Annotated in this window: 17 protein-coding genes; 11 read left to right on the forward strand and 6 right to left on the reverse strand. The window is 48.8% G+C overall.

Going from position 1 to position 14,937, the window contains the following annotated elements; all coding sequences use genetic code 11:
- The first annotated feature begins 70 nt into the window (after positions 1 to 70).
- The gene (locus L2082_RS14105) at positions 71 to 1,432 is read left to right on the forward strand and encodes an HET-C-related protein (RefSeq protein WP_446010451.1); all 1,362 of its coding nucleotides are present in this window, start codon (positions 71 to 73) and stop codon (positions 1,430 to 1,432) included.
- Between the two features lie 75 nt (positions 1,433 to 1,507).
- Here L2082_RS14105 and L2082_RS14110 read toward each other — a convergent pair whose 3' ends face one another.
- From L2082_RS14110 to lepA, 6 genes are all read right to left on the reverse strand, one after another.
- The gene (locus tag L2082_RS14110) at positions 1,508 to 2,107 is read right to left on the reverse strand and encodes a type I restriction enzyme HsdR N-terminal domain-containing protein (protein ID WP_446011879.1); all 600 of its coding nucleotides are present in this window, start codon (positions 2,105 to 2,107) and stop codon (positions 1,508 to 1,510) included.
- 25 nt (positions 2,108 to 2,132) lie between these two features.
- Complete coding sequence (locus L2082_RS14115; RefSeq protein ID WP_446010449.1) at positions 2,133 to 2,882, reverse strand: EI24 domain-containing protein; 750 nt, start codon at positions 2,880 to 2,882, stop codon at positions 2,133 to 2,135.
- A 58-nt stretch (positions 2,883 to 2,940) separates the two neighbouring features.
- Positions 2,941 to 3,312, reverse strand: a complete 372-nt coding sequence (locus L2082_RS14120; protein WP_446010448.1) for a hypothetical protein — start codon at positions 3,310 to 3,312, stop codon at positions 2,941 to 2,943.
- 412 nt (positions 3,313 to 3,724) lie between these two features.
- Complete coding sequence (locus L2082_RS14125) at positions 3,725 to 4,174, reverse strand: hypothetical protein (protein WP_446010447.1); 450 nt, start codon at positions 4,172 to 4,174, stop codon at positions 3,725 to 3,727.
- Positions 4,149 to 4,640, reverse strand: a complete 492-nt coding sequence (locus tag L2082_RS14130; protein ID WP_446010446.1) for an Rpn family recombination-promoting nuclease/putative transposase — start codon at positions 4,638 to 4,640, stop codon at positions 4,149 to 4,151. The genes L2082_RS14125 and L2082_RS14130 overlap by 26 nt, the downstream gene beginning before the upstream one ends.
- A gap of 27 nt (positions 4,641 to 4,667) precedes the next feature.
- The gene (gene lepA / locus L2082_RS14135) at positions 4,668 to 6,461 is read right to left on the reverse strand and encodes a translation elongation factor 4 (RefSeq protein WP_446011880.1); all 1,794 of its coding nucleotides are present in this window, start codon (positions 6,459 to 6,461) and stop codon (positions 4,668 to 4,670) included.
- A gap of 280 nt (positions 6,462 to 6,741) precedes the next feature.
- Here lepA and L2082_RS14140 point away from each other — a divergent pair, with 280 nt between their 5' ends.
- From L2082_RS14140 to L2082_RS14185, 10 genes are all read left to right on the forward strand, one after another.
- The gene (locus L2082_RS14140) at positions 6,742 to 7,707 is read left to right on the forward strand and encodes a sigma-70 family RNA polymerase sigma factor (protein WP_446010041.1); all 966 of its coding nucleotides are present in this window, start codon (positions 6,742 to 6,744) and stop codon (positions 7,705 to 7,707) included.
- 124 nt (positions 7,708 to 7,831) lie between these two features.
- Complete coding sequence (locus L2082_RS14145; RefSeq protein ID WP_446010042.1) at positions 7,832 to 9,028, forward strand: DegT/DnrJ/EryC1/StrS family aminotransferase; 1,197 nt, start codon at positions 7,832 to 7,834, stop codon at positions 9,026 to 9,028.
- A gap of 130 nt (positions 9,029 to 9,158) precedes the next feature.
- Positions 9,159 to 9,644, forward strand: coding sequence for a transcription elongation factor GreA (gene greA, locus L2082_RS14150; RefSeq protein ID WP_446010043.1), 486 nt, complete (start codon positions 9,159 to 9,161; stop codon positions 9,642 to 9,644).
- Positions 9,645 to 9,782: 138 nt separating this feature from the next.
- Positions 9,783 to 10,319, forward strand: a complete 537-nt coding sequence (gene rpsF / locus L2082_RS14155; RefSeq protein ID WP_446010044.1) for a 30S ribosomal protein S6 — start codon at positions 9,783 to 9,785, stop codon at positions 10,317 to 10,319.
- A gap of 53 nt (positions 10,320 to 10,372) precedes the next feature.
- A complete protein-coding gene (rpsR, locus tag L2082_RS14160) occupies positions 10,373 to 10,612 on the forward strand; it encodes a 30S ribosomal protein S18 (protein ID WP_446010045.1) in 240 nt (79 codons plus the stop codon).
- A gap of 121 nt (positions 10,613 to 10,733) precedes the next feature.
- Entirely contained in the window at positions 10,734 to 11,705 is a 972-nt protein-coding gene (locus tag L2082_RS14165; RefSeq protein ID WP_446010046.1) for a DUF2232 domain-containing protein, read from the forward strand.
- A gap of 32 nt (positions 11,706 to 11,737) precedes the next feature.
- Complete coding sequence (gene rplI, locus L2082_RS14170) at positions 11,738 to 12,199, forward strand: 50S ribosomal protein L9 (RefSeq protein ID WP_446010047.1); 462 nt, start codon at positions 11,738 to 11,740, stop codon at positions 12,197 to 12,199.
- Positions 12,200 to 12,396: 197 nt separating this feature from the next.
- Positions 12,397 to 13,740 (forward strand): replicative DNA helicase, encoded by a 1,344-nt coding sequence (dnaB, locus tag L2082_RS14175; RefSeq protein ID WP_446010050.1) that lies wholly within the window; start codon positions 12,397 to 12,399, stop codon positions 13,738 to 13,740.
- Between the two features lie 109 nt (positions 13,741 to 13,849).
- Positions 13,850 to 14,386: a Uma2 family endonuclease gene (locus L2082_RS14180; RefSeq protein WP_446010048.1), complete on the forward strand. Its 537-nt coding sequence runs from the start codon at positions 13,850 to 13,852 to the stop codon at positions 14,384 to 14,386.
- 27 nt (positions 14,387 to 14,413) lie between these two features.
- Complete coding sequence (locus L2082_RS14185; RefSeq protein ID WP_446011881.1) at positions 14,414 to 14,857, forward strand: fibronectin type III domain-containing protein; 444 nt, start codon at positions 14,414 to 14,416, stop codon at positions 14,855 to 14,857.
- The last annotated feature ends 80 nt before the right edge of the window (positions 14,858 to 14,937 follow it).

Raw genomic sequence — 14,937 nt, forward strand, 5'->3', positions numbered from 1 at the left:
TGTAGGAAGCGCAACGCCTGTCCGTGGAAATATCTCGCTGAGGTTATCACGGCTCGGCGCCAGGGGCTGGATGTGCCTCCTCTGCCTCTTGCTGCGTAAAAAAAATGAGAGGGGTCTGAACGGTTACGACAAGCCTGCTGTAACTCCAGGGGCGGCAGAGGAGATTGGCGCATATTATCCCTTAGATCATTTTGATGTAACCAATCAATACATCATACAGGAAGGAATGCGGGTACTGGATGATCGGGAAGAGCTGGAACTCAAACAACATGCAGAGCAAGGCTTCATGACAACCACAGCTTTGCAAGCCCTGGAGTACGCCAAACAGGACTGGCTGAAAAAGGCCTTTGAGGCAACCCGTGATGAGGACCGGGCAATCACCTGCCAAAACCGAATTCATGATTATCAGGCCCTGAAAGTTCTGGGCCACGGCCTCCATACCCTTCAGGACTTTTATGCCCACAGTAATTACAGTGAGCTGTTGCTCATCTGTATGGCAGAGCATAACCTCCTGGATCATTACTGGAACCAACGGATTCAGCATCTGGTTCATAACACTGCAATCGGCACCTTTAATGCCTTTGTTCTCTGTAAAGAATCGCCTGATGACCTGCAGGGCAGTGGCGAAATAACTCCGGTGGTTACAGGGCGCTTTGACACCATTGACACAGTACATACCCTGCTCCATCTTGCCATTGAAAACATTCACAGCCATGGCAACGAAACCAATCATAATGAGAAAGAAAAAAAAGACCGGATCGTTCGACTCCTCTTTGGCACCTTCTCAGAAATCGACGTGGTTCAGAAAATGCAAGGCAGCGTTGAGGCCTATCGTACCCTTGCCAACCATATAGATGTAATCCAGGATAAGATCACAGACTTTTTCATGGACTACCTTATTGATCCCTTTGTCAAAAAAACCTTGCACGGGCAAGAAACCCTTGTTAACGCCTATCTCCTGCTCAAAGATGCCACCCTGAATAATGACCGCACTCTGCAGGAGTACCGTAAGGCAGGTGAAATGCTCTTTCATCAACATACCATTGAAGATCATCTGCGCAAGATCATGACAAAGGCTGAGCAAGCAGATAAAATCATCCTTCCTCATCATGCCTTATTAGCCAAGGATCATGATAAGGACAATGATGCTGTAAAACTCTCCTACAAACTTTCCTGCGCACTGGCCGCTGAGGCAAGTACTGAGGTTCTGGTCAAATACTTCCAGGGCGCTGAATTTAGTGAACTGGAGCCGTTACTGGAACGACGCTATGTTCACCCCAGGTTTCATAGAGAACAATGTGCAACAACCGGAAGCCTGAACAGAACCATCCAGAGCTTGCAGGGGAAAAAATGGTTTCAGCATGCTGTGCAAAACCCGGAGAACGGGCAAAGCATCTTAGGATTTGACACAAATGCATTGCTGAATAATTGAGGAAATATCAGGTAAAAGCTCAGACTTGCACTCTGAATAGCCCTTGCTTTACCTCAGCTCCCTTCTCAACAAAACTCAAAACAGGCCCAAGGCATAGTTCCGGCAACAGGCTTCCAGGTCAAAAACATTCAGTACCCGCAGGTTACGATCCCGCTCTCCTCCAGTCAGAGGCAGTGAGGGAGGATAGGCTGTGACCAGCTCCTTTGCCTGCTCCAGATCAGGAATCGCATCCATCCCGGTAGCCAGTACCTTACCGGTCCGGCTTTCCAGCAACTCAGCATCCTGCCCGTTGGTAACCACAGCCAGGGGAATGCAATACGCTTCATCCAGCACCCGTGCTGCGGCCAAGGCTGGTTTTTCCCGGGTGACGATGGAACCAGGCCCGTAACGGAGCACAAAGAGCCGCTTTCCGTCTACTGAAACGGTGAGATCAATAATGGAGCAAACAAAGATATGGTTGAACAGGGTCTTGATGCTCAGGCGAGGCTCCAGGTCTTTCCTGGCAAAGCCTTTGTCCTCCACCATCATCCGGGATAATTCCTGTCGTAAGCGCTCATCGTCGGTATCCGGCAGTTCTTCACCGGTCAGGTAATCCTTCAGGGTACCGTATACCAAGTGATGGTCTGGGGTTTTGCGTTGCATAGCCATTATTCTGTCCTTGCTGCTGTTGTCCATGGTGGATTTGCAATAATGCAATCGCTTAAGAAGACGGGGTGTTGTCCAGGTTTTCTTCAAAGAGCAAAACCCCGAGGGCAACCCCGCTGGTCACGGAATAGGTCGGGCCAATAAACCAGCCTATGACCGGGATCATGGTGAGAAGCAGGCCAACTGCCCCGAAAAAGAACATCTCTGTCTTTTTGCTCCAGAGCAGGGCAAGTGCCTGTTTCGGGATCATGCCACGACGGTCCAGATAGGGATCAATAAAGGCCGCACTACTCAGAAACATCTGAAAGAAAAAGACCACAGCGGTGGAAAGAACCGGGCCTGCAACGGGTATTGCTGACAGAGCAAAGCCAGCGACCACAACCAGCAGCGAGGCGAGCACTATAAGCAGGAGCATCAGGATGATCCGGTGGACAGAGGAGAGAATAGTCCGTCCGGTGGGGATAGGTTTACCGGTCATGATGGACTCTGTCTCTTCAGCCACGAGATCAAGAAAAGGGGTGAAGACCAGCAGCACAAGACTACGAAAGATGATGTACAGCGGCCCCGCCGCTACCACGCTTAGGGCTATCCAGACTGCAAAGCCGATCCATTCGGTCCAGGTTTGCTCCGGGAAGAGCAGGTGCTGGAGATAATCGGACAGTTCCCAGCCCAGGGTAAAGAAGCCTGCGATGGAAAGAGGTACCAGCAGGACGGAAAGGGCGATGGGAAGGCGGAGTTTTCGCCATTGCCCGTGTTTCCAGAGAACTTCATGGCCGACCTTAAAGGCTTTGATGGTGTTTTTCATGGCTCGATAGAGTGAGGTAGTTTGTTTCGGTTGTTCGAGGAAGCAGCTTTCTATAGGGTTATGATGAGGCGGGCCTGCCAGGCGGCTTTCTTCTCTCCCTGCCTAAGAAATAATCAAACACCGCATTGAGGTTGATTCCCACACCAAAGACTGAAGGCTCCAGTTTAAAGATGGTGTTCAAGGTCGAGCCGGTCTGGTTCATTGCTCCACCCTTCCTTTCTCCATCAGCTAAGGCGATCATCTTTTCTCTCTCGCTCTGGCTGTCGAAATGGACACCGGCGAGCAGTCCTCGTACACTGTACGCCTTGTTCGTGCCTTCCGGGATTATCTTTTCCATATCCTGTTCCGCATAGTTGAGCAGAGTTTTGTAGGCAACGCTGAGGGCAGGATTATCCGGGAGCGGCACTCGTCCGTTGCCGCTGTATAGCACAGCTCGAAAAAGTTCCGGCGGCAGGGAGGATAGGCTGTTAATGTTGAGGTTAAGCTCACTCAGGTTACTTAGTTGACCGATTCTAACCAGCGCAGGGTAACACCCTGTGCAAATCTGCGTAAGTCCCCCTACGATCCCCCATCATACCCGCAATCTGTACATCCCCGCAACCTGTGCGTGTGATTCACCAATCACCCCTGCACAAAGAGACCATCGTATGATCGGGCGAAAGAGCATCGAGCGATGGAAATAAAAAACCTCGAGCGAGGGAAAGGAAGAGTATCGGGCGAGGGAATCAGAAACCCTCGTACGAAGGAATGAAAAAGCATCGGGCGAGGGAAATAAAAAACCTCGTACGAAGGAAAATAAAAGCATCGGGCGAGGAATCCAAAATCCTTCACCCGATGAAAATTTACTGCTCCGACTTCAATCCTTCCACTTCCTCCACCGTCAGCCCTGTCGTCGTCGCAATCTTGTCAATATCAAGCAGGCCGGAAAAGAGGAGGCTGGCTGCAATCGCCTTTTTCTCCTCTCTTCTTCCCGTTGCCTCCCCTTCCTTACGTCCTTCCTCTTGCCCTTCCATCTTCGCCGCCGTCCATGTGGACTCTGTCATGCTGGCCTGAAAGTGTAGTTCCTCCTGGTAAGCAGCATAGGCCCGACGCTCCTCCTCGGAGAGTTTCATGATGTCCAGCTCCGTCTTGGCCTTCTCTAAGCCCTTTGCACGGAAATCGTCCCTGATCTCCTCGTTCTTCAGGAAATATATCCACTCATCCAGGGTGTCCTTGGCGATGTCGTCAAAGCTGTTCACTTTGATGAGCCAGTATTCCGGCAGGAGTTCATAGACCTCGTCCCTGCCGAACATGGAACATGGCCCGCTGCCGCCTGGACAGCTGCAACACGTCGCTGTTGTGCAGCCCCCTGAACGAGGTTGTGCCGTGATAGACATAGTCTGTGCCCTGGCCCAGATCAAAATAGAGGATGCTGACCGAGATGAGCTTTGTTATCTCGGAATACGCTGCTCCCTCCTGTATATGTTCGGTGACCGCCTTGGCTGTGCCGTAAAAGATCCGCTGGAGAAAGTCGAACTCCCGGTCGTACTGTACTTCGATAATGATTATGTCGCCCTTTGCGTTCTTCACCTTGAGATCGACACGGTTGAACCTATCTGATCGTGTCTCTTTATTGCTCTCGCTCTCAAGGACTTCCTGGATACGGACATCTTCTTTGAGGAGTTCGCTGAGAAAGCCTTCGAGTATGTCAAAATTGGCCTTGCTCCGCAGCAGCTTCTTCATGGCCCAGTCAAAGCTGATCAATTTTCTTTTGGACATAACGGTTCTCCGTTGTTTTATACAGCCTTACTGCTCCGATTTCAAAACCGACAAAAACGCAGACTGCGGAATCTCCACATTCCCCACCGTCTTCATTCGTTTCTTGCCCGCCTTCTGTTTTTCCAGCAACTTCCGCTTCCGGGAAATATCACCACCATAACATTTTGCGGTAACATCCTTGCGCAAAGCAGCAACATTGGTTCGGGCCACGATATTGCCGCCAATAGCGGCTTGGATGGCAATCTTGAACATCTGGCGGGGGATTTCCTCTTTCAGGCTCTCGCAGGCTTTCAGGCCCCGTTCACGGGAACGATCCCGGTGGGTGAGCTGGGACAGGGCGTCCACCTTTTCGCTGTTGACCAGGATGTCCAGCTTGACCAGATCACTGGGCCGGTAATCAATCAGCTCGTAATCAAAGGAACCGTAGCCTTGGGTCACAGACTTGAGCTTATCATAAAAATCATAAATTACCTCAGCCAGGGGTAGCTCACAGGTGAACTCAATCCGGCCTGGCATGGGATAATGGTAATTGGTGTTCTCACCTCGTCGCTCCATGCACAGGGTCATGACCACGCCCATGTAGCGTTCCGGAATCAGGATGGTGGCCTTTATAAAGGGCTCTTCGATCCTGGCAATGGCACCGGGATCAGGAAAATGAGAGGGGTTTTCCACGGTCAGCTCGGTATCGTCCTGTAGGGTTATCTGATAGCGGACCGAAGGCACAGTAAGGATCAGGGGAATGTCAAACTCCCGTTCCAGTCGTTCCTGGACCACCTCCAGATGGAGCAGGCCGAGAAAACCGCAACGGAATCCAAAGCCCAGAGCAGCAGAGGTGTCCTTTTGAAAGGTCAGGGCCGCATCGTTGAGCTTGAGCTTTTCCAGGGCCGTAGCCAGATCTTCGTACTCATCTGTGGAGATCGGGTAGATGGAGGAAAAAACCACCTGTTGCACTTCCTGAAAACCAGGGAGCGGGGCAGGACAGGGGGCATCCTTATGGGTGATGGTGTCGCCGGGTTTGGTGTCAGCAACGTTTTTTACGCCTGCGATGATGTAACCAACCTGACCAGCAGATAAACTTTTCTGAGGTGTGCGGGTCAGGTAAAACTGGCCCACTTCTTCAACCCGGTATTCGGTCTTATTATGCATGAACAAGATTTGCTCGCCCGGTTTAAGGGTTCCGTTTATGATTCGCACCGAAATAACCGTGCCCCGGTAGGGGTCGTAGGAGGCATCAAAGATCAGTGCCTCCAGAGGTTTGTCAGGATCGCCCTCTGGCGGCGGCAGATGGGTGACAATGGTCTCCAGGATTTCCTGAACTCCAACGCCGGTCTTAGCCGAGCATTTTCGGATAACCTCTCCGTCCAGCCCCAAATCTTCCTCAATCTCCTCTGCCACCTTGTCCGGTTCTGCGGCAGGCAGATCAATCTTGTTGATTACCGGGATGATTTCCAGGTCATTTTCCATAGCCAGATACAGATTGGCCAGGGTCTGGGCCTCAACACCCTGGGCCGCATCAATAAGGAGCAGGGCACCTTCACAGGCTGCCAGGGCCCGTGAGACTTCATAGCTGAAATCCACATGACCAGGGGTATCGACCAGATTGAGGGCGTATTCCTGGCCGTCTGCTGCGGTAAAGGGCAGGCAGATGGTCTGGCTCTTGATGGTAATGCCCCGTTCCCGTTCAATATCCATATTATCCAGAAGCTGGTCCTTAAATTCCCGATCTGTGACCCCCCCGCAAAGCTGGATCATCCGGTCAGACAGGGTGGATTTTCCATGGTCGATATGGGCGATTACGCTAAAATTTCGTATATTTTTCATGGGTATCGTCAATGCGTATCTCTGCCCGCTCAAAGGCTGGGCTGTTATTTTTTCATCTGAACGCCGTGGACATGGCTGGAACAGTCTGAGGGGAACGTAGCATAAACAGGAGGAAATTTAAACTCCTTCAAAAGGGATAGGCCCGCTTTCCTGTGCTTGAAAGATTTTTTACCTTATTGCCGTGAACTTTTACAGGAAATGAGGTAGACTATTTATTCATTGTCTGTTCATAGACTAAATATTGTCAGGAAAGGCCCTGGGGCCCCATCATTTATAGATTATGAGTGAGGAAAAGAAAGTCGGTCAACAGTATAATAATCCCTTAGTGGTGACATCCACTGATGAAAATTTACCAGCAGTCAGCAATCCTGCCCTGCATCGCTATCTTCAGGAAATCAGCCAGTACGAGCTGTTGAGCCGGGAAGAGACCGAAGAGCTGGCAGTCCGCATTAAAGAAACCGGTGATCCAGATGCTGCCTACCGATTGGTTTCGTCCAACTTGCGGCTGGTGGTCAAGGTCGCTATGGATTTCCAGAAATACTGGATGCAGAATTTTATGGATTTGATCCAGGAGGGGAATGTTGGGCTGGTACAGGCAACCAAGAAATTTGACCCCTATCGCGGTGTCAAGTTTTCCTATTATGCTGCTTACTGGATCCGCGCCTATATCCTCAAGTTCATCATGGATAACTGGCGTCTGGTGAAAATCGGCACCACCCAGGCCCAGCGGAAGCTGTTCTTTAGCTTGAATAAAGAAAAAAAGCTACTTGAGGCCCAAGGCTTTAAGCCAGATGTGAAATTGCTGTCTGAGCGATTGAATGTCAAAGAGAGTGAAGTTATTGCGATGGATCAGCGCATGGATAGCTGGGATGTCTCTTTAGAAGCACCGATACGCAATGACTCAGAAGATGACCAGAAGAGCTTTCTTCCTCATCAAGGGCCGGGCATAGAAGATATTGTAGCTGGCCATGAGGTGCGTGATCGGATATCTGATGTTTTGACCAGTCTTGAGACTGACCTGAATGAGAAAGAAAAAGTCATCCTTGCTGCCCGCCTGCTCAATGATGAACCAGAAACACTCCAGACCATTGCTGATCGCTTTGGCATCTCCCGGGAAAGGGTCAGGCAGATTGAAGCTAACCTGCTCAAAAAGCTGAAAGGGGTATTTGAGCAGGAATTGCCTGATGTACAAGACTTTATAACTTCCGAACGAATCGTTCCCGCAGTTGGTTCTAATGGAGCCTGATCTTGTCAAAGAAACCGTCGGTACTTTTATAGAAATTTTCATTCCACCCCTTGGGGTGGAACAACAAACTGTTTTGCTTGTTACATCGCAGGTAGCGAGGTAGCAGGCCCGGAGCTTCGCAATAATGAAGGTACCTCTTTTAGATCTGCAACCGCAGACAGCATATTTTCGTGAACAGATTATTCAGGAGATCACTGAAGTCGTTGATTCGACCTGCTATATCCTTGGCCCTAAGGTAACCCGACTGGAGCAGGAAATTGCCGAATACAGCGGAGCAGCTGCGGCTGTCGGGGTTTCCAGTGGCACAGATGCCCTGGTCGCCAGTTTAATGGCTTTGGAACTCCAGGCCGGTGATAAGGTATTGACCACCCCCTATACTTTTTTTGCCACTATGGGGTCAATTATCCGGGTGGGTGCTCTACCGGTTTTTGCTGATGTGGACGATCGCACCTTGAATCTTGATCCTGTTAAAGCCGCAGAGATTTTGGAAGCAGATGCTGCTGGAGAACGAAAAATTAAGGCAATTATGCCGGTTCATCTTTTTGGCCAATGCGCAGACATGTCAGCCTTGATGGATTTGGCCCGTCAGTATGAAGTTCCAGTGATTGAAGATGCTGCCCAGGCCATTGGTGCGGAATATCCTTTTATTGCCCCGAAGAACAACGAAAAGGCTACTTGGAAAAAGGCAGGTTCCATGGGATTGGCAGGCTGCTTTTCCTTTTTTCCATCCAAGAATCTTGGTTGCATGGGCGATGGCGGCATGATCACTACCTGTGACTCTGCGTTTGCCGAAACCCTTCGCTGTTATCGCAATCATGGGGCGGATCCCAAGTATTATCATTCTAAAGTCGGTGGAAATTTTCGTCTTGATCCCATCCAGGCAGCTGTACTCAGTGTGAAACTGCATCATCTGGAGCGATGGCATACGCAGCGGCAGGAAAATGCTCAGCAGTACCGAAGGCTTTTTGCTCAGGCCGGACTGGCCGGTGATCAGGTCGCTTTACCAGAGGCAGTGTACAGTAATGCCTCAGATGCGGAACAGCATAATATCCATATCTATAATCAGTTTGTTATTCGTACTGAACGTCGTGATGCCTTAAAAGAATATTTGCAGGGAAAATCCATTGGCTGCGAGATCTATTATCCAGTCTGTCTCCATCAGCAAGACTGTCTGGAAACATTGGGTTCTTACGCAGCCCAGTCATTTCCTGTGGCAGAGCAGGCAAGCAGAGATTCCCTTGCCCTGCCGATTTATCCAGAATTGAGCAATGAACAGCAAGAATATGTGGTTGAAGCCATAGCTGAATTTTTCCGTTTATAGTCGTTCCGGTTGTCCCCCTTCTTGCTGAAGCCCGTGGTTTGTTTTTTATTGCCTCGCCCTTTTGGACGGGGCACTTTGTTTTTATTAATTTTTAAAGAAATAATGTTTTCAAAGCAGTAGAGGAATAAGCATGGTTGATCGTATCCCCATGTCCAAAACCGGACACGTAACGTTGAAAAATGAGCTTGAACAGTTGGAAAAGGTGGAGCGTCATGAAATTGTCAAGGCCATAGAAATCGCTCGGGCCCACGGAGATCTGAAAGAAAATGCCGAATACCATGCTGCCAAAGAGCGGCAAGGAATGATTGAGGGACGGATCATGGAGCTGAAAGATAAACTGAGCCGGGCAGAGGTGATTGACTGCACAGCTGTCAACACAAGCCGGGCTGTCTTTGGTGCAGTGGTTACCCTCCTGGATATGGAAACTGATGATGAGGTGAGGTATCAATTACTCGGACCAGAAGAGGCTGACGTGAAGAAAGGCTCTATTTCAGTGTTGGCTCCCTTGGGACGCTCTATCTTGGGCAAAGAAGTAGGAGATGAGGTGGTCACCAAGACGCCAGGTGGTGTTCGCGAATTTGAGGTGATGGAGATCGAAGCTGGCTCTGTCTGCTGATTGCTACGGTATAGGTCGTATTTTTATTGACATCGCCCCGAGCCGAGTGGTATATAATAAAATTTTAATTTTTTTTACTAACCTTCCCGCTCTCTCTGGAAAGACAGTGAGGGCCATTATGACCGCGAGGAGGAATTCATGCGTCATTACGAAACCACGTACATCCTTCGTCCTAATCTGGGCGAAGAAAAATTTACAGAGATTATTGAACGAACCAATGCCATTATTGAGGGTGATAATGGAGCGATTATTGAAGTTAATCGTGGTGGTGATCGCTGGGGCATGAGGAAACTGGCCTATGAGATCAAGAAAGAAACCCAAGGCTACTATGTGTATATGAACTACGCTGCTCCTGGAAGCACAATTCAGGAAATGGAGCGTATTTTTCGTATTGACGATAATGTCCTTCGTTATTTGACCGTCAAGCTGGATAAAGGGAAAACAATTGATGAAACAGGGGTAGAGCGGGAAAAAGAGCGAATTGCCGCTATTACTGCTGCCAAGGCAGCAGAAGCTGAGGAACTTGCCAAGCCGGATGAAGAAGGCGAAAGCAGTGATACTACAGCAGACGACAAGGCAGCAGAAGAAACTGAAGAGAAGACAGCTGTTGCTGAGGAAAGTGCAGAGGAAAATGACACGCCAAAACAGGAACAGCAGGACGAAGCAGCTGCATAAGGCTCTCTTCCCTTGCATCGTAAACAAAGAACAATCATAAGGAGAAAATGATTATGGCACCCCGAAAAAAAGTATTTTTTCGTCGAAAAGTTTGTAGATTCTGTGCTGATAAAGAGCTGGTCATGGATTATAAAGATGCTAAGGTTCTGAAGAGCTTTGTTACTGAGCGTGGCAAAATTATCCCGAAACGGATTTACGGCACCTGTGCAACCCATCAGCGGCAACTGACCGAGGCCATTAAGCGTGCCCGGCATTTAGCTTTGATCCCTTATACAGGTTCTATTCAATATTAAGAAGATAACCTGAAAAAGAAGCAATCTTGTTGTCCAATTATTGCGACAAAAAAATAGATTCGATCAGCTGTGAGACCTGCAAAATGCATCTGTATCGTGAGACCGTAGACAGTACTTTGTGATGGGACGATATGGAAATACCTCGCAGCAAAACGGTTCTTTTTTGACTGCCCGGCCACTGTTGGTGGCTTTTTTGTTTTTTTTGCCAATAGCCTTCCCCGGTTTGATCGGTTGGTTGCACGGCCTGCTTGCCGTGCCGATTTTTCTGTTGCTTCAAACAGCAGCAGATGACCAAGAAGCTGGCCTGGAAGTCAGAAACGGGTTGTTAATAGTTAGTCTTGGGGCTCTGTTGTTGGGGCGTTTGCCAATGTTTTTCTTTACATTGACCATGCTTCCCTTGGGGTACACTCTGCATCTGGGTACAATCCGACAAAGAGAACCTGCTCAAACCGGTGCTTCTGGCATTATAGCCTTGACCATTGCCTGGCTGGTTTTTTGGACGGTATATGGCATCATATCCGGGAGCAATCCCTATGTAAGCCTGCTCACTGATATGGATGCCTTTATGGGGCAGATTATTACAGTGTACCGGACAAATGGTGAGTTGCCTCCAGAGGCTCTGTATGCTCTTGAGCAGCTGATAACAGGAGTACGTGAACTGCTGCCAAAGATTCTTCCTGGTCTTCTTGCCGGAACAGTGTTGCTGACCGTTGTCTTGAACATGGTTGTTGGGAGAGTTATTTTGTGCAAGCTGGCACCGGAAAAGATTCTTTGGCCGCCATACAGTGAGTGGCGCCTGCCGGATAAGACAATATGGTTTCTTATTATCGCCTTTACTCTGCTTCTTTTGAGCAAAGGAGGCGGGAGTATCGGTGTGAGCCTGGCCTTTACTGCCGGGTTGCTCTATTTTTTTCAGGGTGCGGCTGTGCTTATGCATACCCTGAATCGCTGGAACCTTCCCCGTGTTTTTCGCCTGTTTATTTATGTGATGCTTGTGCTGCAACGATTTGGCCTGTTGCTGGTGATGATTGTCGGGATCATTGATACTTGGGCTGATATTCGCGAATTGGACCATGAAGATAAAACTGAATGATTAATCCTGTACCTGAGTGAGGATAATACATAATGGAAGTTATACTGAAAAAAACAATTGATACCCTTGGGCGCGAAGGGGAAATTGTCCAGGTGAAGCCTGGTTATGCGCGTAATTATCTTATTCCGCAAAATATGGCTTCAACAGTGACCAAGGCCAGTCTGGCTCGTTTACAGAGAGAACAAGACGCTATTGAAAGCCGTCGTGCAGAAGAGAAAAAGAATGCGGAAATACTTGCTGCCCAGCTTGAGAATATGATTGTTGTTATCACCCGTAAGGTGGGCAATGAAGGTCGCCTGTTTGGTTCTGTGAATAGCGGTGATATCGTAGCTCGGCTGGCTGAGCAGGGCATTATCCTGGATAAGCGAGCAATTATGTTGGCTGATGCCATAAAGAGCATAGGTGAGACCAAGGTTACAGTGAAGGTTGGATATCAAATGACCACGGAAATCACTGTTCAGGTTGCTCCGGAAAGAGAAACTGAAGTGGCGTAATTTTTCGGCTTGCAGCTTTCTTGAGCGGCGTATTGCCTCACAGGTGATACGCCGTTTTTTGTTTGCAGTATTTGTAGTATAGGTAGTTACCTGTATATTTCCCATCCCTCCACTCTTCAAAATCGTCTGCCGTGTCTGATAGTTCATCCTTTTTCGAGAACAGAGGCACTCCACCTGCTTCTTCTCCTGCCTCTCAAATGATTCCGCCCCAGAATGTAGATGCGGAACAGGCCCTTCTTGGTACCATTCTCATTCAGGATAAGGCCCTGTTAAAAATTGTCGAGATCCTTTCTCCTGATGATTTTTACAGAGATGCCCATAAAACGATTTTTGAGATCATGGTGGCACTTTTTGAGCGCAGTGAACCCCATGATTTGGTTACTGTGACCAGTTCATTACGTGATCAGAATCGCCTGGACCAGGTTGGTGGTTCAGCCTATCTTACCAACCTGACTGATGTTATTCCTTTTACTGGCATGCTGGTTCATCATGCCAGGATTATTCGGGAGAAATCCATCCTACGCCGGTTGATTGAGACCAGTAGCGATGTGGCAGCCCGTTGCTATGATGCCCAAGGGGATCTTGAGGCCCTTGTGGACAGGGCTGAACAGACTATTTTTGAAATAGCTCAGGCCAGGAAAAAGCAGGGCTTTGAGCCTATGTCTAAGATTGTTCCCAAGGCCTTTGACAGGGTGACACGACTCGCAGAGCGTAAGGAACATATCACCGGGATCTCTACTGGATACGACGAGCTGGATCGAATGACCGCTGGTTTGCAGTCCTCGGACATGATTGTCCTGGCCGGAAGACCCTCAATGGGAAAGACGGCCATGGCAATGAATATAGTGCAACATGCTGCCCTGATTAATAAGGTGCCGGTGGCAGTATTCAGCCTGGAAATGTCTATGGAGCAACTTGCCCTGCGTATGCTCTGTTCTGTGGGTCGGATTGATGCGCAGCGAATCCGTACCGGCCATTTGCAGGAAAATGATTGGCCCAAATTAACCAGGGCCACAGGTATGTTGGCTGATTCACCGATTTTTATTGATGATACTGCTGGAATGACCGTCCTGGAGATGCGGGCCAAGGCCAGGCGTTTGAAATCTGAGCATGATCTGGGGCTGGTGGTGGTGGATTATCTCCAGCTCATGCAAGGTAATGCCAGGATTGAAAACCGTACCCAGGAAATCAGTGACATTTCCCGTTCTCTCAAGGCCATGGCTAAGGAACTGGATGTTCCGGTTATCGCCCTGTCCCAGCTCAACCGAAGCCTGGAAAGCCGAACGGATAAGCGACCTCAGCTTTCTGATCTTCGCGAATCGGGCGCAATTGAACAAGACGCAGATGTTATTATGTTTATTTATCGGGATGAGGTCTATAATAAGGCCGAAGATAATCCTAATCGGGGCATTGCCGAACTGATTGTCGGTAAACAGCGTAATGGTCCTATCGGCACCGTGAAATTAACCTTTCTGGGCCACATCACCACTTTTGAAAGTTATACTGCTCAGGAACCGCCTATGGGGTTTGAGCAACAGTGAAATACCGGAAACTTTGATTGACAATATTTTTCAGGCAGGTAAGTATAGTTGCTGTACAACATTATGGTAATCATGTAAGCAATCGAATCATAGCCTGAGTTGAAACATCATGCAGCTGACAGAGCGCGAACTACCGCAGTACACCTATGAAGATTACACCAATTGGGAAGGACGATGGGAGCTGATTCAGGGCATTCCTTATGCCATGTCCCCTTCTCCCAGTTATACCCATCAACGGATCAGCCAGAAAATTGCCCGCCTGCTGGATGAGGCCCTGGATGATTGCGCATCCTGCCAAGCTGTGTTGCCGGTTGACTGGAAGATTTCCGATGATACGGTTGTCCAGCCGGATAACATGGTGCTCTGTTATCAGCCCCAGGGATCCTTTCTCATCAAAGCTCCTTCCTTAATTTTCGAGATCTTATCACCATCTACCTCCAGTAAGGATCGCATCACCAAGTTCAATCTGTATGAAGAAGAAGGGGTTGATTATTATTGTATTGTTGATCCGAAAACCGGGACAGCCAAGGTCTATGTCCTCCGGGACGGTCGTTATGTAAAATTGCTGGATGCAACCGATGAAACTGTAACCTTTACCCTGAAAGGGTGTGTTGTTGATTTTGATTTTTCTCGGATTTGGGAATGAAAAAATGCAGAATACAGAGGAAACGATATGAAAAAAAGAAAAGTTTTGTTTTGCACAGCACTTGCGCTTTCAGGAGCGATTTCCGTCGGGGCCTTGGCCGCTGATTTGGGCAATCCTGTTATTGCGCCTATCATTTCTCTGTTGTTGAACCGGGATAAGAGTATTCCCTACTCCGAGTTGAATGAGCCTGTCAAACTGATTTCCGTAACCTCCGGTAATTCAGACAGCCTGACAGCTGATTGGCTTCCATCCGCAGATTCGGAAACACCGGTTTCTCTCATGCACTATACCCTGCATGTTTCCACTGATGAAGGATTCGAGCCTTCCGCTGCTACAGCAAAGGGAAGCGTTACCGGCAAAGAGACACTGACTGTTACAGAATTGCAGCCGGACACCCCATATTTCGCCCTGATCGTTGCAACAGCAGCAATTCAGCTCGTAAAAAAACACCTAAACATTCAAGCGGGATAACTTAATTACCGAAATTTTTTTTTCCAGCTATTTTCGACTTGACGATTGTCTATTTGTTTGGTGAGATGAAAAAATCAAAC

The organism is Candidatus Electrothrix sp. (assembly GCF_052785085.1).